Source organism: Kiritimatiellia bacterium (assembly GCA_025054615.1).
GTDB lineage: Bacteria > Verrucomicrobiota > Kiritimatiellia > CAIVKH01 > CAIVKH01 > JANWZO01.
Window position 1 is genome coordinate 75,629 of record JANWZO010000002.1, and the last position, 24,170, is coordinate 99,798.

Consider the following 24,170-nt stretch of genomic DNA (forward strand, 5'->3'; position numbering starts at 1 on the left):
ACCTTGTTGAGCGGGGAGAATTGGGAATGCAGACCGAAGTATCAGCGCGGCCCGTGGTGAGCTTGGTCAACCTCGGTTGCGCAAAAAACACAGTAGATTCAGAGCGTATTCTCGGGCGACTCGCCGAGAGCGGATATCTGCTCGCATCAGATCCGGCCGAGGCCGATGTCTGTCTCGTGAATACCTGCGGCTTCATCCACGACGCGCGGGAGGAATCCGCGGCCGTGCTGCGCGAGCTTCAACGCCTCAAGCGCCGCGGCCGGCTGAAGAGGGTGGTCGCGCTTGGCTGCCTTGTGGAGCGGGCGCATGGCGCGCCGGAATTGGCGGCGTTCCTTGATGCTGCGGATGCAGCGATCGGCTTCCAGGATTATCCCCGCCTACCGGAGTTGCTGCGCGAATGGGCCGCCGGCAGCCCTGGTTCCACGCCCGCGGTTGGCGCGGTTGAAGTTCTCGACAAACGATTCAGCAGCCTCGCCGGACCCGCCCGGCCGTTCACGCAGAGCTACAACAATTTTTTGACGGCTCCTCGATTGCGAATTGGGTCGCCGCATCTTGCCCATTTGAAAATTTCGGAGGGATGCTCCAATGGATGCCGGTTTTGCGCGATTCCGTTCATGCGCGGCACGCAAGTCAGCCGTCCGATCGAGGACATCGTGAACGAGGCGCGCCAGCTTCTCGATTCGGGTGCAAGAGAAATCAGTCTGATTGCGCAGGACACGACCTCCTACGGTCGTGACCTCTATGGCGCTTTGAAACTGCCTGAACTTCTTCGAGCCTTGCTCGCGCTGCCAACCGATGCGTGGTTCCGGCTCATGTACGCCTTCCCGCGCTACCTGACGGATGAGGTCCTGGACGTCATGGCGGGCGATCCCCGGGTATGCCCCTATATCGACCTGCCTCTCCAACATATTTCCGACCGAATCCTATTAGAAATGAACCGAGGGGTCGGGCGCGATGAAACGGTGCGGCTATTGGATCGAATTGTTGAGAAAATGCCGGGTGCCGCGATCCGCACGACCTTCATCGTCGGCTATCCGGGGGAGACGGACGACGATTTCAAGGAACTGCTGGAATTCGTTCGCGAAGGTCGTTTTGCCCATGCGGGCGTATTCCTATATTCCAGCGAACCCAAGACACCCGCGGCGAAGCGGCCGGACAATGTGCCTCTCGCCGTAAAAAAAGAACGGCGCGACGCGCTGATGGCCGTTCAGCGGGAGGTGTCGCGCCGACGCCTCCGCGCGCGCGTCGGTTCCGTGGTCGAGGTCATGGTGGACGGGCCGGTACCGCCGGGGTCCGCACATCCCCGCGGTGCGATCGCCGTGGGCCGCACCCGTTTGGAGGCGCCTGAGGTCGATGGCGTATGCTTCCTGCGAGGACGTTCGTGGAAAAAGGCTGCCCCGGGATCGGTCTTCCGAGCGCCAGTGGAAGATTCGCTCGATTACGACCTGGTGGTGGGGGAACCGATCTAATCGGTGGGGGACCCAGTCGCCGCATACCTATGTGGGGATGTGCGGGCGCAGGGGCTAGGGCGCAGGCCGCCGAAAAGAATCAGGCGTTTTCGCGCTTGTCGAGTTCGGCCAGTGCCTGCTTGCGACTCAGCCGGACCTTGCCATTTTCCTGGACCTCTATGCACTTGACCCACATTAGGTCGCCGACTTTGCAGATTTCCTCGACATTCCGGATACGGCGATCCGCCATTTCGCTGATGTGGACTAAGCCTTCAATGCCGGGAAGAATTTCGACAAATGCGCCGAATTCTTTGATGCCAGTTACGGTACCCTGGTAAATCTTGCCCACTTCGGCTTCCGCGGCGATGAGGTTCACCTCTCGCTCCGCGGCGTCCATCGCGCTCTTGCTGGTCGCGAAAATTTTGACCGTGCCATCGTCCTCGATGTCGATTTGCGTGCCAGTCGTGTCGGTAATCCGGCGGATGTTCTTCCCGCCTGGTCCGATCAGCGCGCCGATCTTCTCGGGGTTGATTTTGATGACCTTGATACGCGGGGCGTGCGGCGAGAGATCCGGCCGCGGATTTGCGATGACCGTCTGCATGTAGTCGAGAATTTTGAGCCGTGCCACGCGCGCCATTTCAAAAGCCTTCTGCACGCAGGGCCATGGAAGCCCGCGGATTTTCAGATCCACCTGAAACCCCGTGATGCCGTCGCGCGTGCCCGAGACCTTGAAGTCCATGTCGCCGCAGTGGTCTTCCGCGCCGATGATATCCGTGACCAATTCTGCCCGGCCGTCCTCGCCGGTGAAGAGGCCGATCGAAATGCCGGCTACGGGCTTACGGATCGGAATCCCCGCGTCCATCAGCGCGAGGGTGCCAACGCAGACGGTCGCCATCGAGCTGGAGCCGTTCGACCCCATGATTTCAGACACGACGCGGATCGAATACGGGAAGTCCTTGGGCACGACCGGGTAAAGGGATCGCTCCGCGAGGTTCCCGTGCCCGATTTCGCGGCGCCCGGTGGCTCCGATTTTGCCCACTTCGCCGACCGAATAAGGCGGAAAGTTGTAGTGCAGTATGAAATTCTTTTCATCCGGTCCGCCTGCAATCGCGTCCAACTCCTGCGCGTCCTCGCTCGTGCCGAGCGTGACGGTCGCGAGGGCCTGTGTTTCCCCTCGGCTGAACAGCGCGGAGCCGTGCACGCGGGGCAGCACGCCCACCTGCGCGTAGAGCGGCCGGATTTCATCAAAGGCGCGGCCCCCAATTCGCACCTTATCCTCGAGCACCAGCCGCCGCGTCACGTCGATTTCTAGCGCGTCGGTGATCTGGAAAATCTCCTCCTTGGTTGTTTGGGGGCGTCGCCTGACGAGTTCCTCGGCGAGGTGCGCCTTGATCGCATTAATCCGCTCGGCGCGCTCTTGCTTGCCCACGATGCGCAGCGCTTCACGCAGGTCCGCCGCGGCGATCTCGCGCGCGAGCTGGAGCAGCTCGACATTCGGCGGGGCGTCCTCGACGTGCTTCGGGGGCAGTCCGAGCAGCTCGCGAAGCTTGAGCTGGGCATCGCACAGGGGGATCATCGCCTCGTGGGCGAATCGCATCGCGGCAACCATGTCCGCCTCAGAAATTTCGTTCGCATTCCCCTCGATCATGACGGGTAGGTCGCGCGACCCCGCATAGACGAGGTTGAGGTCGCTGTGCTGCATTTCCGAATGCGTCGGGTTATAGACGAAGCGCCCGTTGATGCGTCCGACTCGAACGGCGCCGATCGGTCCGAAGAAGGGAATGTCCGAGATGACGAGCGCCGCGCTGGCCGCGAGGATGCTGAGAATGTCCGATTCGTTCTCCCCGTCAGCACTCAGCAGCATGTTGTTGATCTGGACGTCGTTTCGGTAGCCGTCGGGAAAGAAGGGGCGCAGGGGCCGGTCGGTGACGCGCGCGGTGATGATCTCCCGCTCGCTCGGTTTGGATTCGCGCTTGAAATAGCCGCCTGGAAATTTGCCAGCCGCATAATATTTTTCACGATACTCGACCTGCAACGGGAAGAAGTCGACCCCTTCGCGCGGGGTTTTGGTAGCGGTGACGGCGGAAAATACGATGGTATCGCCGATGCGCGCGGTGACGGCGCCGTTGGCCTGTTGCGCGAGGAGCCCCGCTTCAAAGGTGATTGTTTTGCCGCCCAGTTCGACGGCGATTTGCTTTGCGCTCATGGATGTTTCCTCTTGCTCCAAGGAGCCGAGCCTCGAACGGCGAAACGCATAGACAGCGTCCGCGTGAGAGGCCTCGAGGCCCTCTTGAGCGTTGTTCCGAAAGACAGCGATGCCCGGGCAAGCCGGGGGGCGCTAGCGGCGCAGGCCGAGGCGACCAATCAAAGCCTGATAGCGTTGATGGTCGTGGCGGTTTAGATAATCCAGCAGCCGGCGGCGCTGGCCAACCAGGCCAATCAAACCTCGCCGGGAGCTGTGATCTTTGACGTGCTTTTGCAGATGTTCCGTCAACTGCTTAATTCGCTGCGTCAACAGCGCAACCTGGACCTCGACAGAGCCGGTGTCGTTTTCATGGCGACGGAACGCCTGCTTGATTTCCGCTTTATTTTGCATAACCCATCCAAGCCCGAAGCAGGCTTGTCTTTCTGTTTTTGTTCCTTTCTTGATTCCGGCCCTGCTTATACGGAGCGCTCCGCCGGTTGGCAAGCGGGAAACATCATGATCTCCGGAGAAGGCCGACGGTTGCCATTTTTTCGGGATTGAAACAAATTTTGGTCATGAGTTCTTCTCCGCGCGTTGGTTCTGCCCGTCAAATCGTTCCAAGGTCCGGCCGGCCCCGGGTCCGCTCCGAGGTTCTTTACGCCGGCCAGGAACCGGTTCCTCCGGAGACTGGCATCGAAAAATTGGACGGGCGCTGGTTTGGTTCGTCCCAGATGGCCATCGCCGGCGTCAATCTGCGGCTGGTCTATTTCGGCCTGAATCGCCAGGTCGGACATCACTCGTTTCCCTTCCACCGGCACGATTTCGCCGAGCTTGTGCTGACGCTGCGGGGGGAGGGGCACCTGCTGGTCGGAGAACCGGGAACGGAAAAAGCAATCGCATGCCGGGCGGGCGACGTGTATGTCGTGCCCGCGACGGGACGCCATGGAGCAAGGTGGGACTGTGAGACCGGCGAAAGCTGGGATATCCTTCTACTGCAGTTCGAACTTGAGATCGGCCATCGGGAATCCTTCTTCCAGCAGGACCAGTCACTGGCGCTCCAGTTTGCTCCATTTTACGAATATTTTTTTGCCCGTCGCGAATTCTGGCTTCCTCTCCGGGACCGCCTCAGGCGCCAGGTGATTCGATCGGCAGAGTCGCTGCGGCGTTCACTTGCGGAAGAACCCGATCTGGCGCCCGTGCTGATTCTGAATTTCTGGCTATGGTTGATCGCGATGATTTCGCGCAGCCTCAAGCAGGAGGGTCGCGCGACCGGCGAGGGCCTGGTGATCCCGTTGAAGGAACGTGACGCTCGAATGGAACGGGCTCGCGAGCTGCTGGCGGATCCGGCTTCGTGGTCCCTCCCCATGCCGGAAATCGCCCGGAAAGTGGGCATGTCGCTCTACCACTTCATCCGCGAATTCCGCGCTCGCTACGGTCAGCCGCCCATGCACTACCGGAATCAATGCGTCATGCAGTGCGCGGGCCGTCTGCTCGCGCATTCGGACGAACCAATCTACCTCATCGCGGAAAAATGCGGCTACGAGTCCCAGAGCGCCTTCGCCAAGGCGTTTCTGCGGCATACGGGTATGGCCCCCCTCGATTACCGGCGAAAGTTCGCCAGATTGGGATTGGAGGCGGGACCGCCACGCGACCGGGCGGCGGGTCATTCAAACGAGTGACCGCGTCGATAGAACGGCGTTTGACCGCTGCCGAGGCCGAATTCACTGGCTGGGAGCCATGCGGCGTGCCCGTCCATGTAGGCGACGTTCATCCCCTCGCGGTGAGAATACTTCAAATCCCAGTGCGGAAAATCGTATGCAAACGCACAGGAGGAGGGATCCGTGATGCCGCTAATGGGCCGCTGCAGTCCGGACAGGCTGCACAGAAAGCCGTTGAACTCGTACTCGGTGTAGACGTTTGTCCGGCCAGGAATTTCCGTTTTCCAATCCCGGATTGGATTCTTGTTCGACGGGCAGTCGAGAATCTTCAACGTATTCCCTACAAAAGGCAAAAGGTTGGTCGCGGCCTCACCCCACCGCTCCGGATGGGAGCGCTGGGGCAGAAAAATGGCTTTCTCGGTGGCCATCTGGATGGCGAAGGCCCATTGCCTCGTGTTGGAGAGGCACGCTGTCCGCCGTCCGCGCTCAATCGCGCGCGAAAGACCCACACTCACAAGCGATGCGAGCAGCGCGATGATCGCGACCACCGCGAGGAGTTCGATCAGAGTAAATCCCTGAGCTAGTTGCCGTCTGCGCATAATTGAAATTTACACCTACACCATACAGAGCGGCTGCATTTCGAATAGGAGCGAAGTTGCGAATCTGTCGCTCAAAATTGTCACCCGCACCGAGCAAAAATGAGCGGACTTTCCGCAACCTAAACCGTGGTTTCGAAGCATCTCTTCGGCTAAAGGTGCGTTGTTGCTTATCTGCGCCATGAGTTCGATTCGAGCAGAGTTGCGACCCCGTCGGCGTTGGGGAGCATATGCCGATCTCGATAATATCAAGGGCGATCTCATTCTCGAGCGCAACGGCCTGCGCGATGTCCTCCAGCTCGAGTCTCTGTGGGGGCGTCCGATCGAGTCGGTGATGTGGTATCCGAAGTGGCGAGTTGGATCGCCAGAACGGGCGTTTCCGCGCGCGGCCGCCGACCTCGTTCGCAGTTACGGCGCCATTCCTCACCTGGTCTGGGAGGCCTGTCTGCCGCACGAGGAACCCACCGCCTCCAGCATCTCGCTGGCGGCCGTTGCCCGCGGTGAGCACGATGACTTTTTGCGCGCCTTTGGCGCGCAGGCTGCCGAGTGGGGCGGCGTCTTCTTCCTCCGTTTTTTTCACGAATTCAACGGCGGTTGGTACTCGTGGGGCGCTCCGAGGAATGGGTTTGACGCCGCCCTTTACATTGAAGCGTGGATCCGGGTGGTTTCGTTGCTTCGAGAGGCGGGTGCTGCCAACGCACAAATTGTGTGGAGCCCCAACGTTGTCAACGGCCTGCCGGAGTCGGATGGCCGCAACGCGATCGAACGCTACTGGCCCGGCGAAAACTACGTCGATTGGATCGGCATGGATGGGTACAACTTTTTTCCCTATTTCGACGGTCCCCAACCATTGCTGTCGTTCGAAGACATTTTTCGCCTCACCTACGAGCGATGTGTCGCGCTGTCCGGGCGTACGCGCCTGATGGTGGCGGAATTCGGGTGCGGCGAATACGATGCGTCAGGCCACCGACTTCCCAACAAGGCCGCGTGGATCGCGGATATGTTCGAGACGCTCGAGCGCGGCTACGAGCGGATCGAATGGCTGTTCTGGTTCCACGTGAACAAGGAGCGAGAATGGCGGGTGGATTCCAGCCCAGCCGCTCTCGCTGCGTTTCGGCGCGGCCTGGAACGCCGGGCGCTCAGCGCAACGCCCTAAATGCCGGTCAGGCCCTGCGGACTGCCGCCGAGGATTCCGCGCAAAGTCGAATTCGGTCCCAAACCTTGGTCAGCGCATTTCGTCGGTTGGCGGAGAGATGCTCGGCAATGCCCGCAGCGCGCAAAAACGACGGGTCATGGGCCAGGATGTCGTCCGGCGTGGCGCCGCTGTAAAATCGGCAGAGCAACCCTGCAATCGATTGGACCACCAAGGAGTCGGCTCGGCACCTGAACCAGCAGCGTCCTTCTCGCGCTTCGGCAACGAGCCAAAGATTCGACATGCAGCCCTGTACGCGGTTGTCCTCCGTACACTGGTCCGGCGGCAGCGCATCCATCGACCGCGCAAGATCCATCAAGTATTCCAGCCTCGACAACGGGTCGGAAAAGGCGGACAATTCCTCGAGGAGTTCGCGTTTGCGTTCCACTAACAGGCTCATAGCAGTACGGTCCGCGCGCTCGGGCCGCCTGTCAATCCTCGCGAGTCGCCGACGATCGGGAAATCCCCGATACGGAATTCGGGATTTGCCCGATTGCCGAATTGACGTGCCGCGCCTACTTAAAAATCATGAGAGAAGGACCGTACCGCGTACTGCTCGCCGATGACCATCCGTTAGTCCGCAAGGCCATCCGCCGCCTTATTGAAACAGACCCGGCCCTTTTGGTTACCGGAGAAACCTCGTCGCTGAAGCAGGCGATGCGCGCCCTTCGACGCAAGCCTGTGGATCTGCTCATCATGGACCTTGTGTTCCCGAGGGAGGACGGGCTTGCCTTCATTGCCGAGGTTCGGCGCGCGTTTCCGCGCCTCGGAATTCTCGTAGCGAGCCTTCATCGCGAGTCTCTGTTTGCCGAGCCTGTGCTTCGAGCGGGGGCGAACGGGTTTATTATGAAAAGTAACGCGCCCGCTGAACTGGCCGCTGCGGCCCGCGCAGTGCTAGAGCGCCGCTTTTACGTCAGCCCCATGATGCGGGCTCTGCTGCGCGAACGAAAAGGCACGGCCGGTGGAACGCAGCTCTCACCGGCGTTGACCGGCGTGCCGATTTGCGGGCCGCCCCTTAGGCAGGTCCGGCGCCGGTCAAAACCGCGCCGAACTCATAATTCAGCACGCTGAGCGCGAACAGCGCGGCCGTTTCGCTGCGCAACACCGATGTCGTGAGCCTTACAGGCCGAGCGCCCGCGTTCCGTGCGGCCGCGCGTTCGCGCGCGCTGAAATCGCCTTCCGGGCCGATGAGGACGGCGATTCGCGCCGGAGGCGATCGCCGTGCGGACGCCAACACGGTGCGGATGGGCTGGGCATCGGGCTCCAGGGAACAAAGCAAAAGGAGCTCAACGAACGGCAGAGTTGCCAGCGCTTCCGCGAGCGGCCGGACGGGATCAATGGCGGGGATCCAGTGGGCGCCGCATTGCTTCGCCGCGTTTAGTGCTATCCGCTGCCAGCGCGCCAACTTGGCGGCCTCCATATCCTCCCGAACGCGAACCACGGCGTGGTCGGTTTGCACAGGTATCAGCCGGAGCGCTCCAAGCTCCGTTGCCTTCTGGATTAGAAAGTCCATCTTTTGCTCTCGAGGCATGCCTTGAAGCAGGATGACCTCGGGCGCCGGTTTGGGGTGTTGGAACTGCTGGATGACCTCGAGTCGTCCGCTCCGCCGCTCAAGCTCCTCGATGCGGCAGAGTGCCGAACGCCCCGCTCCGTCGAACGCCATGACCTCTTCGCCGCGACGGGCCCGCATTACGGTGTGGAGATGATGCACCTCGTCGGGAGGAAGCTGAAGGTGATCCGCCCGCCAATCCCCGGGTGGCACATAGCAGCGCATGGCGGCCTCAACTGCGTTCGACGGCCGCTTTCCGCGCGTAGAATTCGTCGGCAACCCGGCGGAGCTCGCGAAGTTCCCTGTAGTCTTCCGGTCGGATTTCACGATCGAGCCGCTGGAGCAGGTCGCGCGCAGAACGGCTGACGTGCTCCGGCACAACGATGTTCAGGCGAACGTGCTGATCGCCAGCGCTATAGCCGTTCGGCGCGCCAACGCCCTTGCCGCGTAGGCGCATGATCGTGCCGCTCTCCGTACCGGGCGGGATTTTCAGTTTGGCATAGCCGTGGATTGTCGGCACTTCGATTTCCCCGCCGAGCGCCGCTATGGTGAAGGGGATCGGAACCTCGCAGTAAATGTCGTCGCCGCGACGCTGGAAGAAGGGGTGCGGTCGCACGTGGATGACGACATACAAGTCGCCGGGAGGCGCGCCGCGGGATCCGCCCTCGCCCTTGCCGGCCAACCGCAGCCGCGAGCCTGTTTCGACGCCGGGCGGGATCTTGAGCTGAATGGTTCGCCGAGCTTTTACCCGCCCCTCCCCGCCGCAGGTCCGGCACGGCCTGGAGATGCGCATGCCGGCGCCGTTGCAGTCCGGGCAGGATTGACGCACCTGGAAAAAGCCGCTGCTCATCACGACCATGCCGGTCCCGCCGCAACGCCGGCAGACTTCCTGCTTGGTGCCGGGCTCGGCGCCAGTGCCGCGGCAAACCTCGCATTCATCCATCATTGTCAACGAGATTTCACGCGTGGAGCCGAACACCGACTCTTCAAAGTCGATTTCCAGATCGACGCGCAAATCGATGCCGCGCGCCGGGTCCCGGCCGCGTGAGGCGCCGCCGAAAAAGTCGTCGAAGATGCTTCCGCCACCTCCGCCAAAGGCGCTCATGAAGGTGCGGAGCGCCTCTTCCAGGTCGATGCCCCCGAAGCCGCCGCCCTGGAAGCCGCCCCCACCGCCGGAGGGGCCGAAGGCGCCATGGCCGAACTGATCATACCGTTCGCGCTTAGCAGGGTCGCTCAGGACTTCGTAGGCCTCGGAGATCTCCTTGAATTTTTCCTCGGCCTCCTTGTTGCCGGGGTTTTTATCCGGATGGTATTGGAGCGCGAGTTTGCGGTAGGCCTTCTTGATCTCCTCCGTCGTGGCCCCGCGGCTGACGCCGAGAACCTCGTAATAATCCCGTTTATTCGTCGGCATGGGAGGTTTCCGGCGCCGGTGCGGCCGGCCCGGGTCCACTAGAGACGATCACCTGCGCCGGCCTCAGCAGGGCGGGGCCCAGCCGATAGCCGCGCCTCGTTTGTTGGAGAATCGTGTCGGGCCCGTATTGATCGGACGGCGCATGCGAGACCGCCTCATGCTGGTGGGGGTCAAACACGCTGCCCGGCTGAGCGTCAACCGCGGTCAGACCGGCGCGCTCAAGGACACGCAGCAGTTCATTCTGCACCAGCTCGAATCCGGATCGGATTGCATCATCCGCGCCATGGTCCGCGGCGCTGCGCAGTCCGATCTCGAAATGATCAAGAACGGGGAGCAGATTGCGCATCAGCTCCTCCAGCGCGCGGACCTGGGCTTCCGCCCGCTCCCGCTGGGTGCGCCGGCGAAAGTTCTCAAAATCGGCTTGGAGCCGCAGATGGCGGTCTTTCAGCGTCTCCAGTTCCTCCTGGGCGCGCTCGAGCAGGGCTTCCGCGGAAGCGGTCTCCGCAGAGGGATTTTCGGCCGGTAATGCCTGCGCATCCGCCGACGGCAGAGGCGTCTCCGCGGGAGGCGCCTCGGTTTCGCCCGGCGAAGATCTCGGGGAAGATTCTGGTGCTTGCATCATGAGGAACGATTTACGGGGCGACGGTTGGGTCGCCCGACCGTTTCAACGAAGATAATGGTCAAAAAAACTTCGTCAACCGGAGGCAGTTACCCGCAGGCGTGCCGCGCTCGTAGATCGCGTCATCGACAAACTTGCGGATGATGTACATGCCCAGGCCGCGCTGGCGGCCTTCTAGGACGTATGTTTCAGGGTCGATGCTAGGCTGGTTGTCGAAGTCAAACCCCTTTCCGCGGTCGTAAATCTCCACAATCACCCGATCCTTGCACTGGATGAGATTGATGCGGATGCCGGGGTGATTGGGATTGGCGGTCGCGTTCGCCTCGCCGCCGTAGCTGTGTTCAATGACATTCGCACACGCCTCATCCACGGCCATTTCGAGCTGGGCAGTCTTGACCTCCGAAAGGCCCGCCCGCGCGCAAATATCGAGCACCGACTGGCGAATCATGCGCAAATAGCTGTATCGGCAGGGCAGGTGAAGGGTCACAAACCCCTCAATCTTGAGGTCTTTCTCGGGACTCATGCGGCGCTCCGAGGTGGGCATTCAGGGCTTGAACTTGTGAATGGCGAGTTCGGCATCTGGGAAGACTTGCAAAATTTTGTCGAAGCCGAGCAGCTCGACGATGCTCTGAATTTTTGGGGTCAACGCGGCCAGTTTGAGATCGCCGCCGTTTTCGCGAGCCCTGCGGGCGAAACCGATTAGCGCGCCGAGGGCAGCGCTGTTGATGTAATCCAGATGCCGGCAGTCGAGGACAATCCGGTGCCGCTGCCGGTCTCGCAGACCGTTGAGGGCGCTTTCAAGGCGTGGAAACGAGTAGGCATCGAGGGCGCCATCGAGGTGGAGAATGTCAACATCTCCGCGCTCCTCATGCTTGATGTGGCATTCGCGCATACGTGAGGGGATTTAGCCATGCGCCTCCCCCCAACGCAAGGCAGAACGATGGCCTCCACAAGAGCTTCGGAGTTACGAGCCTCGGACCTTTAAAGCGACGGCGGCTCCTGCGCTCGGTTCAGGTCCTCGCGAAGATAGCTCAGTACATCCTTGAAGCGCGGAAGATTTTCCGGCGTCAGCGAAACCAGGTGTTCATGCGCCTCGATCATCGTACGGGTAATGGCGTCTCTCGACTCCGGGGCCGACTGCAATTCGCGCATTCGGTCGCTCAACTGCGCAAGGTCATAGAGGGAGTCGGGAGTGGCGCCGGCTTCATAGGCTTCGACGAGCCGGTCCAAGCCGAGCGTGGAGACGAGAGCGCGAACGCGCGGGCTGAGGTTGTAGAGAACCATCCCGCCGTTTTCGTGCTGGCGAAGGCGCGTGGCGAGTCCGGCCAGCGTGCCCATGAAGGTGCTGTCCATGCCCACGCAGGCGCCCATGTCGAGAACCGCTCGGGTGCAGCCGGCGCCTATCGCCGACCGGCCGAATTCCTTGAGCGCGGTGCTGGATTTGAAGGAGCCCCGGCCCTCGACGCGGATCAGCGCGACGCGGTCATGGATGGCCACCCAAACTTTGTCTTGTGAAGCCACGTGATCAGCCATCCGCGTTATCTCCACCCCGCCGACGTGATTTCCTCAAGCACTCGCTCGCCCGCCACCACGCGCAGCCGCCACGCGGTCACCCGCATGCCGCCGGCAGGGGTGAGCGGCATTTCGAAGCGCTCCGTGCGTGGACCTCGCTCCCGCGCAGGTAGCGTTCGGCGAATCGTGCGCACCCGCGGGTCGCCCGACAGCCGATACTCCAGTTGGAGAGCCGCTCCGGCGGGAGCCAGCCCGGGGGACTGCTCCCAGGTCACTTCCAGGACAGCGGCCGGAACTTCGACCCCGTCCTCCAAAAAGCGAGTCAGGCGTTCGCCGGCGGCGGGATGGAACCCGGTCGCCGCGCGCGCCACGCCGGTTGTTGGCTGGATGCTCAGCACCCGGATGCTTTGTCTGGCTTGGGACCACGACGTTTCGGGCGCGGCACATAGCCACAAGAAAATCCCTGCGGCTGCACCGCTGATCCATCTCCTCATCATCTCGGTTGAATCGCTTCAACGCTAACACCGCGAATGCGGGGGTGTCAACGTGACGGCGCGAACGCGATCGTTTCGGCGGAGGACTCTCGAGATCGCCCAGACAGAAACCCGCCTCCGGCGCGACCCTAATGAGGCGGTTGCGCCGTGGGCGGGTCTCGAGGATCCGTCGAGCGACCGGGTCAGCTCAGGCGTATAGCGGACCAAAATTGGCGCAAGCGCGGAAGTCGGCGGACTCGCGGTCGGCCGTGCCGAACAGGTTCCACGCCGCGGGCCGGAACAGCGCCTGCTCGTCCACATTGTGCATGTACACGGGGATCCGCAGCATCGACGCCAGCGTGATCAAGTCGGCGCCGATGTGGCCATAGCTGATTGCGCCATGATTTGCACCCCAGTTGTTCATGACCGTGTAGACGTCGGCGAATGCCCCTTTGCCCGTGATGCGAGGGACAAACCACGTCGTGGGCCACGTGGGATTCGTCCGCTGGTCGAGCGCATCGTGCACCTTGGCGGGCAGGTCGATCGTCACGCCCTCCGCGATTTGCAGGGCGGGTCCAAGCCCGGCGACAAGGTTCAGCCGGCACATCGTCACCGGCATTCCGCCGCGTGTGAGGAATCGCGTGGACCAGCCGCCGCCGGGGAAGTATTCGGTAATCGAGGGGTGCCAGGTCGTCGCGGCGAGGCATTTCTTCACCTCGGCCTCCGTGATTTCCCAGAACGGCTTCATTGCGGGTTTGCCATTGCGGCTCTGCTGTCCGGTACCATCGAGTGCGGCCGGTCCGGAATTGATCAGATGCAGAATTCCGCCCTCCGCGTCACCTTTGAGCTGGTAGCCGGCCACCCGCTTGACGGCTGCCGGGCTCCAGTAGGTGCGGACGTCCGCGAAAATTTGCGCGGTGTTGGTGAGCAGATACCCGAAGAGCATGGAGACGCCGTTCAGGGCGTCATTCTCCGTGGCCACGATGTAGGGCGCCCGGATTCCGTTCCAGTCGAACGAGCTGTTCAGGATCGCCTCGAGGAAGTCGCCATTGGGCATGTGATCGGTCCACTGGCGCTGGCCTTGGAAACCGCCGGCGAGGCCGTCGTGGCCCAGCGCCTCTTCGCCATACCCCATTTCGGCGAGCTTCGGGTTGCCGACCATCAGGTCCCGGGCGATCATCGCCATCTTGATCGAAATTTCCCACTCGCGGTCGAGCTGTTCGCGCGAGCGGCGCTTTTCCTTCGCGTTGTAGTCCTTGCCCTCCTTGCAGTATTGCTTGACCCACGCCTTGGCTTTCTCGAACTCGTCCGGGTCGTAAATCCCGCGCTCGAGACGTCGGATGAATTCGGTCATGTCGACCGTCTCCACTCGCATGCCGAGATACCGCTCAAAGAAGGACTGGTCGACGATCGACCCGGCGATGCCCATCGAAACGCCGCCCATCGCGACGTAGGCGCGCCCGCGCATCATCGCAACGGCGAGGCCGGCCTTCGCGAAGCGCAGAATTTTTTCAGCGACGTCATCGGGGACGGTGTAATCGCCCGCGTCCTTGACGTCGCGCCCGTAAATCCCGAAGGCCGGCAGGCCCTTCTGGGCGTGGCCCGCCAAAACGGCGGCAAGGTAAACGGCGCCGGGCCGCTCCGTCCCATTGAAGCCCCACACGGCCTTGGGCGTCAGCGGATCCATGTCCATCGTCTCGGATCCGTAGCACCAGCATGGCGTGACGGTCAGCGAGACCCCGACGTTTTCGCGGCGGAACTTCGCCGCGCAGGCGGCAGCTTCTGCGGCGCCGCCGATGCAGGTGTCGGCGATGACGCACTCCACGGGAGATCCGTTGGGATAGCGGAGCCGTTCCGAGATCAGGTTGGCAGCCGCCTGCGCCAGCTTCATCGTCTGGTCTTCAAGCGATTCGCGGACGCCGCCGCGGCGGCCGTCGATGGTGGGCCGAATACCGATGCGCGGATAGTTCATGCGATATCCTCCTAAAATTTTTCTTACATTAGCGCCTCGCCGGCGAGCCGACGAGCGTCCGAGTTGTCCTTTGCCTGTCAAATTTTGACTTTTTCAGCTCTTTGGCGACAATCGTGCGGCGATGAATTCCCGCAACCCGCCGGACCGGCTCAGCCGTTACTTCAGTTCACAGGTGTCCGAAGCGAGGCGATTTCATTTTCGGCCGGCCGCTCGCAGCCGGAACGGGCTGCGCGTCGTTGGCGGGGGATATGAGCGGTGTGCGCCGGATTACGCGATCGAGCGCCCTGGATTTCCGCATCCCGTGCTGGAATTCGTGGCGGAAGGCTCCGGCCGGCTTGTCATCCACGGGACGACCCATCGGCTCGGTCCTGGCTCGGTTTTTGCCTACGGGCCCGGCATCGCGCACCGCATTGAATGCGATCCTCTCCATCCGATGGGGAAGTATTTCATTGTGCTCGGCGGGCGCGGCGCTGCGGCGGCGCTACGCGCGGCTCGGCTGCCGCCCGGAACGGCTGCCGCAGTCGGGCGCCCGGAACGGATCCGCCAGATCCTCGACGACCTGATTGACTTCGCGCTCTCGAACCGGCGCGATCGCGACGCCTGCTGCGCCGAGGCGCTCCGATATGCGCTGATGAAATTGCCGGATTTGCTGGTGAATGGGTCAGGGGGCCGCGAGCGGGCGTTTTTCAGCTATATGCGGTGCCGCCGTTTTCTAGAGGAAAAGGGCGGGGCGATCCGGTCGCTCCGCGAGGCGGCAGCCGCCTGTCATGTGGACCCGGCCTATATGTGTCGGCTCTTCCAGCGGTTCGGCGGTGAGCGCCCGTCCCATTACCTTCAGCACATCCGGATGAACCGCGCGATGACGCTGCTGCAGACCACGGACCTGCTGGTCAAGGAAATTGCGGAGATTCTGGGTTTCGAGGATCCCGCCAATTTCACGCGAGCCTTTCGCTCATGGTTTGGTACGCCGCCCGCAGCGGTTCGACGCGGATCGTAGAATCCTCCCTTCGCCTCGCGGGCGGGGCGGGATCATCAGCGATTAGGTTTCCTCTCCGTCGGTGATTAGCCGCACGCGCCGAAACGGCGTGTCAGCGTAAACCGAACAGGTACTCGTTGAAGATGTTCTCAAGCATTTCCTGGCGTCCGCTCGTGCGGGGCGGCTCCCCCACTTTGGCCGCCCATTCTTCCAGCTCCGGCAGCGTCGCCTTGCCGGCCAGGATCTTTTTGCCCATGGCGGTCTTCCAGCCGGCGTAACGCTCCTCGATGAATTTCTCAAAGACGCCGTCCTCTTTCATGCGGTGTGCGATCAGCAGTCCCTTCGCGAATGTGTCCATGCCGCCGATGTGGGCGTGGAACAGGTCCACCGTGTCGAAGGAGCCGCGGCGAACCTTGGCGTCGAAATTCAGGCCGCCGTACTTGAGGCCGCCCTGTTTTAGGAGGACGCGCATCACGGCGACCGCGTCATACAAATTGGTCGGGAATTGGTCGGTATCCCAGCCGACGGTCTGGTCGCCCCGGTTGATGTCGAGGCTGCCGAGCTTGCCCGCATCGGACGCGACGCGCAGCTCATGCTCGAAGGAATGCGTCGCCAGCGTGGCATGGTTCGCCTCGATGTTGAGCTGGAAGTAGGGCTCGAGCTCGAATTCCTTGAGGAAGCCGAGCGCGGTCGCCGCGTCAAAATCATATTGGTGCGTCGAGGGCTCCTTGGGTTTCGGCTCGATGAAGAACATGCCCTTGAAGCCGATTGATTTGGCGTAGTCGACTGCCATGTGCATCATGCGGGCGAGTTGCTCGCGCTCGCGTTTCATATCGGTGTTGATCAGCGAGACGTAGCCTTCCCGGCCGCCCCAGAAGACATAGCCCGTGCCGCCAAGTTCGACGGTCGCGTCGAGCGCACGGCGAATCTGCGCGGCCGCATGCGCGAAGACGCGAGGGTCTGGATTTGTGGCCGCGCCGTGACTGTACCGCGGATGGCTGAAGAGGTTTGCGGTGCCCCACAGCAGCTTGATGCCGGTTGCCTTTTGAAGCGACTTGGCCCGCGCGACGATTTCCTCCAGCCGTTTGTTGGTCTCCGCAATCGTGTCGCCCTCGGGCGCGATGTCGCGGTCGTGGAAACACCAGTATTTGACGCCGAGCTTCGAAATGAACTCAAAGCAGGCGTCCAGCGTGCGCCGCGCGACTTCCATCGGGTCCGATCCGACGTTCCATGGACGGTCGTAAACCGGGCCGCCGAACGGATCGCTGCCTGTGCCCTTGAAGGTGTGCCAGTAGCAGACGGCGAATTTCAGATGGTCCGCCATGGTGCGCCCCCCCACCTTGGCGGCGGGGTCATACACTTTGAAGGCGAGTGGATTTTTCGATTCTGGGCCTTCGTAGCGGATCGGAGGAACGTCCGGGAAATATTCGTTCATGCGCAATCTCCTTCAGCTGCGCTGTTGTAGCATTCGGCGGCCCGGCTGGCTACAGCCGGAATTGCTACTGGTCGACGGGCGCCGGCGCAGGGGCCGCAGTGTGGCGGGCCTGCCGGATGAGACCTCGGTTCAGCACGGTCCCGCGCGCGGCTGGCCGCGGGGCGTCGCCAAGATAGGGGGCGAGGAAGCGGGGTCGGTTCCTCGGCGCGGCACGGCAGAGGTCCCTCCAGATGGCCTGTGCCAGCGATGCGGGCTCCTCTCCGTGCCGAACGAGCCAGTCAAACAGCGCCTCCGCGGCCTCGTCCAAGGGGATCGAGTGGTCGCGGCCCCATCGCGTGTGGAGCCATTCTGAAAAGTCATGAAAGGCCTCGAAGGCCGAAGGCTGGCCGCGCCAGATTTTGGGAGCCGTTTCGACGAAATTGCCGCGGTTCACAAAGAGGTCCCAGAAGCGGCCGAACCGCCGCAGCGAAGCGACCTGCTCTGCCGTCAAATCGCGGTTTGACAACAGATCATAAGGCGGCGCGGGGTTATAGAGCATCGCAAATTCCTCATCGTGGCGCACGATTGGCGTGCCGCGCAATCGCTTCAGGATGTTGACCTGAATTTCGTGCGGTTCTAGGGCAAGCAGGCGGTCGAACCCGCGCGCGAAACTGTCCCACGATTCGCCCGGAAGGCCGGCGATCAGATCGGCATGCAAATGGGCGCCGGTGTGCGCGCGGAGCCAGCGCAGATTCTCCTCCGTCTTGGCGTAATTCTGCCGGCGGCGGATTCGCGCCGCGACTTCCTCGTTGAACGTTTGGATGCCGACCTCGAATTGCAGTGATCCAGGCGGGAAACAGGTCAGGATGTCGCGCAGGTCCTCCGGCAGCCGGTCCGGAATCATTTCGAAGTGCAAATAAAGCCCCGGCTCGTAGCGGTCGAGAAAAAACGCCAAAAGCTCAAGGCTGTATTTGATGCTGAGGTTGAAGGTGCGGTCGACAAACTTGAAATGCCGCACACCGCGCGCCAGCAAGTCTTCGAATGCGGGCAGCAGGGTCTCCAGCGGAAACCGTCGAACGGGCACGTCCAGCGAGGAAAGGCAAAATTCGCAGGTGAACGGGCAGCCCCGCGAGGCTTCCACGTAGACCACGCGGTGGCGGATGTCTTCGTCCGTGTAGAGCGAGTAGGGAAGCACAAGCTTGCGAACGTCGACGAACCCTCCGCGGATGACGCGCTCGGCTGGCGGGCAGCCGGCCAGCAGGTCCCGGCAGAGGGCGGGGAAGACCAGGTCCCCCTCGTCGGTCACGATATGGTCGGCGAGCGCGCACAGTTCCTGTTTTTCGATCTCGTGGCTCACCTCGGGTCCCCCGAGCACGATCCGAAGCCCGGGGTCCTCGGCGCGGAGGATGCGCACCAACTCGAGCGACTCGAGCGCGTTCCAGATGTAGACGCCGAGCCCGACGATCCGGGGCCGTTCGGCGAGGATTGTGTTTGCGGCGCGGTGCACGGGCGTCTTGATGTCGAACTCGAGCATGCGCGCCCGCGGGCGCAGGTCGCCGAGGTTCGCCATCAGGTAGCGCAGGCCGAAAGCCGTGTGGCTGTACCGCGCATTGAACGTGCTCAGGACGATGTCCGCCATGGCCGCCACTATACACCGCGACCCACGCCTCGCCAGCACCGCACGCGCTTATAGCGACTTCGTTCTCGTAGCAGTTACGGCGCCGAAAAATTCCATTGTTTGGAAAAACTGTTCGCAACGGTTTCCATGCTCTGTAATTTCACCGGCATGGAAAAGCGGGCGATGAATGGCGGCGCGGATGCCGGCGGGCGCGCGGATTCGTGGGGCGGGGTGCAGGTGCTCGTGACAGGCGCGACGGGCTTCACCGGCTCCGTGCTGACGAGGAAACTTGTCGAGCGCGGCGCGCGTGTGCGGGCGATCACCCGGCGGGATCCGCCGGAGTCGCTGCGCGAGCTGCCGGTGGAATGGATCCGGGGCCAGGTATTCGACCCGCAGACGGTGCGCGAAGCTGCGGACGGCGCCGAGTATGTGTTCCACATCGCGGCCGCGTACCGAACGGCGGGCATCCCGGACGAGATGTATGGACTTGTCCATGTGACGAGCACGAAGCTGTTGGTCGAGGCGGTGTCGCGGAATCCGGGCTTCAAACGGTTCGTCCATGTTTCCACCGTGGGGGTGCACGGCCACATCGACGATCCGCCGGCGGACGAGTCCTATCGGTTCGCGCCGGGCGATGTGTACCAGAAGACGAAAGCGGAGGCGGAACTGTGGCTGCGCGAGAATGCGCCGCGATTTGGTGTGCCGTTCACGGTGATTCGACCCGCGGCGATCATGGGGCCGGACGATACACGTCTGTTGAAGCTCTTCAAAATGGCGAAGCGGGGCATCTTCCCGCTGCTGGGCTTTGGGAAATGCCTGTACCACTTGATCCACGTGGAGGATTTGTGCGAGGCAATGCTCATCGCGGCGGTTCATCCCGCGGCGGAGGGCGAGGTGTTCATTATTGGGAATCTTGAGCCGATCAGCTTGGAGGAGATGGGTCGGCTGATTGCGCGGACGCTTGGGCGTCCCTTTGTGCCGTTTCGGATCCCGGCCGCGCCGGTTTTTGCCGCGGCGGCGGCTTGCGAAGCGGTGTGTCGGGTCCTCGGGAAGGAGCCACCATTGCACCGGCGGCGCGTGGCGTTTTACACCAAGGACCGCGCGTTCAATGTGTCGAAGATGCGGAATCGACTCGGTTTCACGCCGCGCTACGATAATGAGCGAGGGATTGTGGAAACGGCTCGAGCGTATGTGGCGAAAGGGTGGCTCTGAACGCTGCGAGGGGTGGCGGTTCGGATGCAGTAGGTTATGCAACGCGAATCGGTCGAGATTCAAAAAGAGCTTTTTGCGGAGAGGAAATCCGCGTTGGCAAAGTACAGGGACCTCGTGGTCGGGCAGCCGGGCCTCGGCGCTTTGCTGCGGTATGAGCTGGTCACCTCGCTGTGTTACGTGCCGGGCGCGCTGGGGTTGTTCCTGCGGAGCAAGCTGTATCCGCTGCTGCTCGGCGAGTGCGGACGGGGTGTGGTTTTTGGCGCGGGGGTGGTCCTTCGGCACCCGCACAAGATCCGGATTGGCGATAACGTGGTGATCGACGACCACTGCGTGCTGGACGCGAAAGGTACGTCGAACGAGGGGATCCGCATCGGCTCAGGGGTGTTCATTGGGCGCAACACGATTCTGAGCTGCAAGAATGGCGATATTGTTCTGGGAGATTATGTGAACCTCGGATTCAATTGTGAGATCTTTTCCGGGGCGCGCGTGGAGGTGGGACCGCGAACGATGTTCGCGGCCTACACCTACGTGATCGGCGGGGGGCATGCGTACGACCGCACGGACATGGCGCCGCTGGACCAGCCCCGCACGGCGATCGGTGTGACGATCGGCGAGGGCGCCTGGCTTGGGGCGGGCGTGAAAGTGCTGGACGGCACGCGAATCGGCGCGGGAGCCATCATCGGCGCGGGCGCCGTTGTGACGAAAGATATCCCAGACCATGCGATTGCAACAGGCGTGCCCGCCGAGGTGCGCCGGATTCGGAGCTGATGGACGAGCGCGGGCGGTACACGATTCTGCATTTGTGCGAGCATTTCGGCGGACGCGAAGCGACGTTGCACGGCGTCGCGCGCGCGTTCCAATGGTGGATTCCGAATTTCGATTCGACGCGGTTTCGCGTCCTTCTGTGCAGCCGGAAGGGATGGGATCGGGCGGCGGAGCAGATGGTCGCTGCGGGAATTCACCCAAGGGTCCTGGGCCACGGGCGACTGGACCCGCGAAATCTGACGGCCCTCCTGCGCCTGATCCGGGAGGAGCGCGTGGACCTCCTGCATTGCCACGGCTACGGCGCGTGCACGTGGGGCCGGATCGCGGGACGCCTGCTCGGGCTGCCGGTGATCGTGCATGAGCGGTGCAACTACGGGCGCGTGCCGGTGTACCAGCGCCCCGTGGAGTGGCTGTTGGCGCCGTGGACAGATTATGCCTTTGCGGTGTCGGAGAGCACCCGCCGCTTTTGCATCGAGAAGCGGTACTTGAAGGCGGAGATCGTCGAGACGCTCTACAACGGGATTTTGATGGATGACCTCCCGCCGACCACGCCGGAATGGCGAGCCGCGCTGCGCGCGGAGTTCGGGACTTCGCCATCGGATCCGCTGCTGGGGATCGTTGGGCGGATTGAATCGCACAAAGGGCATTTGGATGCCCTGCAGGCGCTGGAAACCGTGCTGGCGAGCCATCCGGCCGTGAAGTGCTGGATCGTCGGCGATGGAGCGTTCGAGGCGGAGGTCCGGCGCCGCGTGGCAGAGCGGGGCCTTGAGCGGGCCGTGCGGTTTTTGGGGTTTCGACGGGATGTCCGCCAGGTGATCCAGTGTTTCGACGTGCAGGTGTTTCCGAGCCACCGCGAGGGCACGCCGAACACGTTGTATGAGGCAATGCTGGCCGGCGTGCCCGCCGTCGCCTCGACCGCCGACGGGCAGGGCGAAATCCTGGAGCATGAGAAGACGGCTCTGCTGTTCGCGCCCGGCGATTCGGCGATGATGGCGCGACACATTATTCGGCTTCTCGAGGATCCTGCGTTGCGCGCGCGACTCGGCGAGGCAGCGCGAGAACGGATCCGGGAATTCGACGGGTTGCGGACCATTCGGCGGATGGAGGCGGTCTATCTCGAGCTGCTCGAGGGGCGGGAAAGCCGGGGCCGCGGCGCGGCGGAGGAACATTCGCCGTGACAGGGGGGCCGGGGATGGTTTATCAAATGACGGCGCATAGCGCTTGCGAGAGGGAATTTCTATGAAGTCAACCCTTCCGGATGGGGCGGTAAAAGCCATCGTTTACGGCATGCACGGAGCGCCATTCGATGTCCTCGGCGTTCATCCCTTTCAGGATCGGCAAGTGGTTCGGACCTTTCAGCCCTTCGCCGCGCACGTCGATCTGATTCGAGGCGGAACGCCGCAGCGGATGGAGAGGACGCACAAGGACGGCCTGTTCGAGCTGGTCACCAGCGGCATCGAGAAGGGTCAATATCGGCTGCGCATGACCGGTTTTGACGGGCATGTCTGGGAGGTTTACGACCCATACAGTTTCCCGCTCGTCATCACGGATTTCGATCAGTACCTATTCGGCGAGGGCACGCATTACCGCACCTACGAAAAGATGGGCGCCCACCCAATGACGCTCAACGGCGTCGAGGGCGTTCACTTCGCGGTATGGGCGCCGAACGCGATCCGCGTGAGCGTAATCGGCAATTTCAACCGGTGGGACGGTCGGCATCACCCGATGCAAAACCGCGGATCATCCGGAGTGTGGGAGCTCTTCATCCCCGGCTTGCGGCCCGGCGACCTCTACAAGTTTGAGGTCAAGGGCCGCAACGATTTTCTCGCGCAGAAGGCGGATCCGTACGCGTTTTGTTCCGAGCTGAGGCCGCGGACGGCGTCGGTGGTGTGGGATAACCACAAATACAAATGGAATGACGCCGAGTGGATGGAGAAGCGCAAGACAACCGACTGGTACAAGAAGCCCCTCAGCGTCTATGAGGTGCATCTCGGTTCCTGGCGCCGCGTCCCTGAGCAGGGAAACCGTTGGCTCACGTATCGCGAGCTTGCCGATACGCTCATACCGTATGTCAAGAAGCTCGGGTTCACACACATCGAGATTTTGCCGCTCTCCGAGCACCCGTTTGACGGCTCTTGGGGTTACCAAACCATTGGTTACTACTCGATCACCTCCCGTTACGGGACGCCGGACGATTTCAAATATTTCGTGGACCGATGCCATCAGGAAGGTATCGGCGTGATTCTGGACTGGGTCCCCGCGCATTTTCCGAAGGACGGGCACGGCCTCGCCTATTTTGATGGAACGCATCTCTATGAACACGCCGACCCGCGCAAGGGCGAGCACCGAGATTGGGGCACGCTGATCTTCAACTACGGACGGAATGAGGTGCGCTCATTCTTGCTTTCGAATGCGATCTTCCTGCTCGACGTCTACCATATTGATGGATTGCGCGTGGACGCTGTCGCGAGCATGCTGTACCTCGATTACTCCCGCGGCCCGGGCGAGTGGATCCCCAACCAATACGGCGGCCGCGAAAATCTCGAGGCGGTCGATTTTCTCAAGAAATTCAACGAAATCGTTCACAAGGAATTTCCCGGTATTTTGACGTTCGCGGAAGAGTCCACCGCGTGGCCGAAAGTGTCGCGTCCGGTTTATGACGGGGGTCTCGGGTTCGGATTGAAATGGAACATGGGCTGGATGCACGACACGCTGCAATACATGCAGAAGGATCCCATCTACCGTCGGTGGCACCACAACAATCTGACGTTCTCGATGATCTACGCTTTCAACGAGAACTTCATCCTGCCGTTCTCCCATGATGAAGTCGTGCACGGGAAAGGCGCGATGCTCAGCAAGATGCCGGGGGACCTTTGGCAGAAATTTGCGAATCTCCGGTTGCTGTATGCCTACATGTATGCGCATCCGGGCAAGAAATTGCTCTTTATGGGCGCGGAAATTGGCCAGTGGAATGAGTGGAATTATGCCGCCAGCCTCGACTGGCATCTGTTGCAGTACGATTCTCACAAGAAACTACAGGACTTCGTCGCGTTCCTGAACCGCGTCTACAAGGCCCATCCGGCGCTGCATGAGATCGACTTCAGTTGGGAAGGGTTTGAGTGGATCGACCTCCACGACCACGACAACAGCATCCTCTCCTTCCAGCGAAAGGGGTCGCAGCCCGGGGAGTTTGTCGTCTGCGTGTTCAACTTCACCCCCGTGGTCCGTCACGGCTACCGGCTCGGCGTTGCGGAGCCCGGCGAGTACGAAGTCATTTTGAACAGCGACCTCGCGGAATTTGGCGGCAGCGATGTGGCGCGGGCGACGCGGTTTGTTGCCGAGCCTCGAAAATGGCACAACCAAAATTACTCCTTGCTGTTCACGCTGCCGCCCTTGGCTGCAATGTATTTCCGGCGCGTTCGACCCGCCCGCGCTGCGGCAGCCCCGGCGACCACAGCGGCTGTCAAGCCGGCGCCGGTTTCTGTCGAGGCCACGCCGACGGCCGCGAAAGCGGCAGATCCCGCGTCGCAGGCCGCCAAATCCGCGGGTGAAACCCCAAAGCCCGCTGCA

22 protein-coding genes and 1 pseudogene are annotated in these 24,170 nt (G+C 62.2%); 9 read left to right on the forward strand and 14 right to left on the reverse strand.

Going from position 1 to position 24,170, the window contains the following annotated elements:
* The first annotated feature begins 26 nt into the window (after nt 1-26).
* On the forward strand, nt 27-1,469 hold the full coding sequence (gene rimO / locus NZ740_01240; protein MCS6770633.1) for a 30S ribosomal protein S12 methylthiotransferase RimO: 1,443 nt from the start codon (nt 27-29) through the stop codon (nt 1,467-1,469).
* A 79-nt stretch (nt 1,470-1,548) separates the two neighbouring features.
* Here the strand turns inward: rimO and NZ740_01245 are convergent, their stop codons facing one another.
* Together NZ740_01245 and rpsO are read right to left on the reverse strand one after the other, a co-directional pair.
* Nucleotides 1,549-3,654 (reverse strand): polyribonucleotide nucleotidyltransferase, encoded by a 2,106-nt coding sequence (locus tag NZ740_01245; protein ID MCS6770634.1) that lies wholly within the window; start codon nt 3,652-3,654, stop codon nt 1,549-1,551.
* Nucleotides 3,655-3,786: 132 nt separating this feature from the next.
* Nucleotides 3,787-4,044: a 30S ribosomal protein S15 gene (rpsO, locus tag NZ740_01250; GenBank protein ID MCS6770635.1), complete on the reverse strand. Its 258-nt coding sequence runs from the start codon at nt 4,042-4,044 to the stop codon at nt 3,787-3,789.
* 164 nt (nt 4,045-4,208) lie between these two features.
* Here rpsO and NZ740_01255 point away from each other — a divergent pair, with 164 nt between their 5' ends.
* Entirely contained in the window at nt 4,209-5,312 is a 1,104-nt protein-coding gene (locus tag NZ740_01255) for a helix-turn-helix domain-containing protein (protein ID MCS6770636.1), read from the forward strand.
* On the opposite strand, the gene NZ740_01260 is transcribed toward NZ740_01255, so the two are convergent.
* The gene (locus NZ740_01260; protein MCS6770637.1) at nt 5,297-5,890 is read right to left on the reverse strand and encodes a type II secretion system GspH family protein; all 594 of its coding nucleotides are present in this window, start codon (nt 5,888-5,890) and stop codon (nt 5,297-5,299) included. The genes NZ740_01255 and NZ740_01260 overlap by 16 nt on opposite strands.
* Before the next feature lie 178 nt (nt 5,891-6,068).
* Between NZ740_01260 and NZ740_01265 the strand changes: the two genes are divergently transcribed.
* Entirely contained in the window at nt 6,069-7,043 is a 975-nt protein-coding gene (locus NZ740_01265; GenBank protein MCS6770638.1) for a glycosyl hydrolase, read from the forward strand.
* Between the two features lie 7 nt (nt 7,044-7,050).
* On the opposite strand, the gene NZ740_01270 is transcribed toward NZ740_01265, so the two are convergent.
* Nucleotides 7,051-7,479, reverse strand: a complete 429-nt coding sequence (locus tag NZ740_01270; GenBank protein MCS6770639.1) for a SufE family protein — start codon at nt 7,477-7,479, stop codon at nt 7,051-7,053.
* 128 nt (nt 7,480-7,607) lie between these two features.
* On the opposite strand from NZ740_01270, the gene NZ740_01275 reads away from it, so the two are divergent.
* Complete coding sequence (locus NZ740_01275; GenBank protein ID MCS6770640.1) at nt 7,608-8,150, forward strand: response regulator transcription factor; 543 nt, start codon at nt 7,608-7,610, stop codon at nt 8,148-8,150.
* Here the strand turns inward: NZ740_01275 and NZ740_01280 are convergent.
* The 8 genes from NZ740_01280 to NZ740_01315 all read right to left on the reverse strand — a co-directional run bounded on the left by NZ740_01280 (nt 8,095) and on the right by NZ740_01315 (nt 14,615).
* Nucleotides 8,095-8,853, reverse strand: coding sequence for a 16S rRNA (uracil(1498)-N(3))-methyltransferase (locus tag NZ740_01280; protein MCS6770641.1), 759 nt, complete (start codon nt 8,851-8,853; stop codon nt 8,095-8,097). The genes NZ740_01275 and NZ740_01280 overlap by 56 nt on opposite strands.
* 7 nt (nt 8,854-8,860) lie before the next feature.
* Nucleotides 8,861-10,039: a molecular chaperone DnaJ gene (dnaJ, locus tag NZ740_01285; GenBank protein ID MCS6770642.1), complete on the reverse strand. Its 1,179-nt coding sequence runs from the start codon at nt 10,037-10,039 to the stop codon at nt 8,861-8,863.
* Nucleotides 10,026-10,661, reverse strand: coding sequence for a nucleotide exchange factor GrpE (locus NZ740_01290; protein MCS6770643.1), 636 nt, complete (start codon nt 10,659-10,661; stop codon nt 10,026-10,028). The genes dnaJ and NZ740_01290 overlap by 14 nt, the downstream gene beginning before the upstream one ends.
* Before the next feature lie 58 nt (nt 10,662-10,719).
* Complete coding sequence (locus NZ740_01295) at nt 10,720-11,181, reverse strand: ATP-binding protein (protein MCS6770644.1); 462 nt, start codon at nt 11,179-11,181, stop codon at nt 10,720-10,722.
* A gap of 21 nt (nt 11,182-11,202) precedes the next feature.
* Complete coding sequence (locus tag NZ740_01300) at nt 11,203-11,550, reverse strand: STAS domain-containing protein (GenBank protein ID MCS6770645.1); 348 nt, start codon at nt 11,548-11,550, stop codon at nt 11,203-11,205.
* An 89-nt stretch (nt 11,551-11,639) separates the two neighbouring features.
* Nucleotides 11,640-12,179 (reverse strand): STAS domain-containing protein, encoded by a 540-nt coding sequence (locus NZ740_01305; GenBank protein ID MCS6770646.1) that lies wholly within the window; start codon nt 12,177-12,179, stop codon nt 11,640-11,642.
* A gap of 17 nt (nt 12,180-12,196) precedes the next feature.
* Complete coding sequence (locus NZ740_01310; protein MCS6770647.1) at nt 12,197-12,568, reverse strand: hypothetical protein; 372 nt, start codon at nt 12,566-12,568, stop codon at nt 12,197-12,199.
* A gap of 283 nt (nt 12,569-12,851) precedes the next feature.
* On the reverse strand, nt 12,852-14,615 hold the full coding sequence (locus NZ740_01315) for an L-fucose isomerase (protein ID MCS6770648.1): 1,764 nt from the start codon (nt 14,613-14,615) through the stop codon (nt 12,852-12,854).
* Between the two features lie 121 nt (nt 14,616-14,736).
* On the opposite strand from NZ740_01315, the gene NZ740_01320 reads away from it, so the two are divergent.
* Nucleotides 14,737-15,612: an AraC family transcriptional regulator gene (locus NZ740_01320; GenBank protein ID MCS6770649.1), complete on the forward strand. Its 876-nt coding sequence runs from the start codon at nt 14,737-14,739 to the stop codon at nt 15,610-15,612.
* Nucleotides 15,613-15,703: 91 nt separating this feature from the next.
* Here NZ740_01320 and xylA read toward each other — a convergent pair whose 3' ends face one another.
* Both xylA and NZ740_01330 read right to left on the reverse strand, forming a co-directional pair.
* Nucleotides 15,704-17,026, reverse strand: coding sequence for a xylose isomerase (gene xylA, locus NZ740_01325; protein MCS6770650.1), 1,323 nt, complete (start codon nt 17,024-17,026; stop codon nt 15,704-15,706).
* 64 nt (nt 17,027-17,090) lie between these two features.
* A complete protein-coding gene (locus NZ740_01330; GenBank protein MCS6770651.1) occupies nt 17,091-18,644 on the reverse strand; it encodes a B12-binding domain-containing radical SAM protein in 1,554 nt (517 codons plus the stop codon).
* Nucleotides 18,645-18,770: 126 nt separating this feature from the next.
* Between NZ740_01330 and NZ740_01335 the strand changes: the two genes are divergently transcribed.
* The 4 genes and pseudogenes from NZ740_01335 to glgB all read left to right on the forward strand — a co-directional run bounded on the left by NZ740_01335 (nt 18,771) and on the right by glgB (nt 24,014).
* Nucleotides 18,771-19,835: an NAD-dependent epimerase/dehydratase family protein gene (locus tag NZ740_01335; GenBank protein ID MCS6770652.1), complete on the forward strand. Its 1,065-nt coding sequence runs from the start codon at nt 18,771-18,773 to the stop codon at nt 19,833-19,835.
* A gap of 36 nt (nt 19,836-19,871) precedes the next feature.
* Nucleotides 19,872-20,603: an acyltransferase gene (locus tag NZ740_01340; protein ID MCS6770653.1), complete on the forward strand. Its 732-nt coding sequence runs from the start codon at nt 19,872-19,874 to the stop codon at nt 20,601-20,603.
* Nucleotides 20,603-21,778, forward strand: coding sequence for a glycosyltransferase (locus NZ740_01345; GenBank protein ID MCS6770654.1), 1,176 nt, complete (start codon nt 20,603-20,605; stop codon nt 21,776-21,778). The genes NZ740_01340 and NZ740_01345 overlap by 1 nt, the downstream gene beginning before the upstream one ends.
* 61 nt (nt 21,779-21,839) lie before the next feature.
* Nucleotides 21,840-24,014 (forward strand): annotated as a pseudogene (gene glgB, locus NZ740_01350) (1,4-alpha-glucan branching protein GlgB).
* The last annotated feature ends 156 nt before the right edge of the window (nt 24,015-24,170 follow it).

Coding starts and splice junctions, on each gene's coding strand:
- NZ740_01270 (MCS6770639.1), bottom strand. CDS start 7,479: ATGAGCCTGTTAGTGGAACGCAAACGCGAACTCCTCGAGGAATTGTCC.
- NZ740_01265 (MCS6770638.1), top strand. CDS start 6,069: ATGAGTTCGATTCGAGCAGAGTTGCGACCCCGTCGGCGTTGGGGAGCA.
- NZ740_01340 (MCS6770653.1), top strand. CDS start 19,872: ATGCAACGCGAATCGGTCGAGATTCAAAAAGAGCTTTTTGCGGAGAGG.
- NZ740_01300 (MCS6770645.1), bottom strand. CDS start 11,550: ATGCGCGAATGCCACATCAAGCATGAGGAGCGCGGAGATGTTGACATT.
- NZ740_01280 (MCS6770641.1), bottom strand. CDS start 8,853: ATGCGCTGCTATGTGCCACCCGGGGATTGGCGGGCGGATCACCTTCAG.
- NZ740_01330 (MCS6770651.1), bottom strand. CDS start 18,644: ATGGCGGACATCGTCCTGAGCACGTTCAATGCGCGGTACAGCCACACG.
- dnaJ (MCS6770642.1), bottom strand. CDS start 10,039: ATGCCGACGAATAAACGGGATTATTACGAGGTTCTCGGCGTCAGCCGC.
- NZ740_01335 (MCS6770652.1), top strand. CDS start 18,771: ATGCTCTGTAATTTCACCGGCATGGAAAAGCGGGCGATGAATGGCGGC.
- NZ740_01260 (MCS6770637.1), bottom strand. CDS start 5,890: ATGCGCAGACGGCAACTAGCTCAGGGATTTACTCTGATCGAACTCCTC.
- NZ740_01320 (MCS6770649.1), top strand. CDS start 14,737: ATGAATTCCCGCAACCCGCCGGACCGGCTCAGCCGTTACTTCAGTTCA.
- NZ740_01315 (MCS6770648.1), bottom strand. CDS start 14,615: ATGAACTATCCGCGCATCGGTATTCGGCCCACCATCGACGGCCGCCGC.
- NZ740_01245 (MCS6770634.1), bottom strand. CDS start 3,654: ATGAGCGCAAAGCAAATCGCCGTCGAACTGGGCGGCAAAACAATCACC.
- rpsO (MCS6770635.1), bottom strand. CDS start 4,044: ATGCAAAATAAAGCGGAAATCAAGCAGGCGTTCCGTCGCCATGAAAAC.
- rimO (MCS6770633.1), top strand. CDS start 27: ATGCAGACCGAAGTATCAGCGCGGCCCGTGGTGAGCTTGGTCAACCTC.
- NZ740_01295 (MCS6770644.1), bottom strand. CDS start 11,181: ATGAGTCCCGAGAAAGACCTCAAGATTGAGGGGTTTGTGACCCTTCAC.
- NZ740_01290 (MCS6770643.1), bottom strand. CDS start 10,661: ATGATGCAAGCACCAGAATCTTCCCCGAGATCTTCGCCGGGCGAAACC.
- NZ740_01275 (MCS6770640.1), top strand. CDS start 7,608: ATGAGAGAAGGACCGTACCGCGTACTGCTCGCCGATGACCATCCGTTA.
- NZ740_01345 (MCS6770654.1), top strand. CDS start 20,603: ATGGACGAGCGCGGGCGGTACACGATTCTGCATTTGTGCGAGCATTTC.
- xylA (MCS6770650.1), bottom strand. CDS start 17,026: ATGAACGAATATTTCCCGGACGTTCCTCCGATCCGCTACGAAGGCCCA.
- NZ740_01255 (MCS6770636.1), top strand. CDS start 4,209: ATGAGTTCTTCTCCGCGCGTTGGTTCTGCCCGTCAAATCGTTCCAAGG.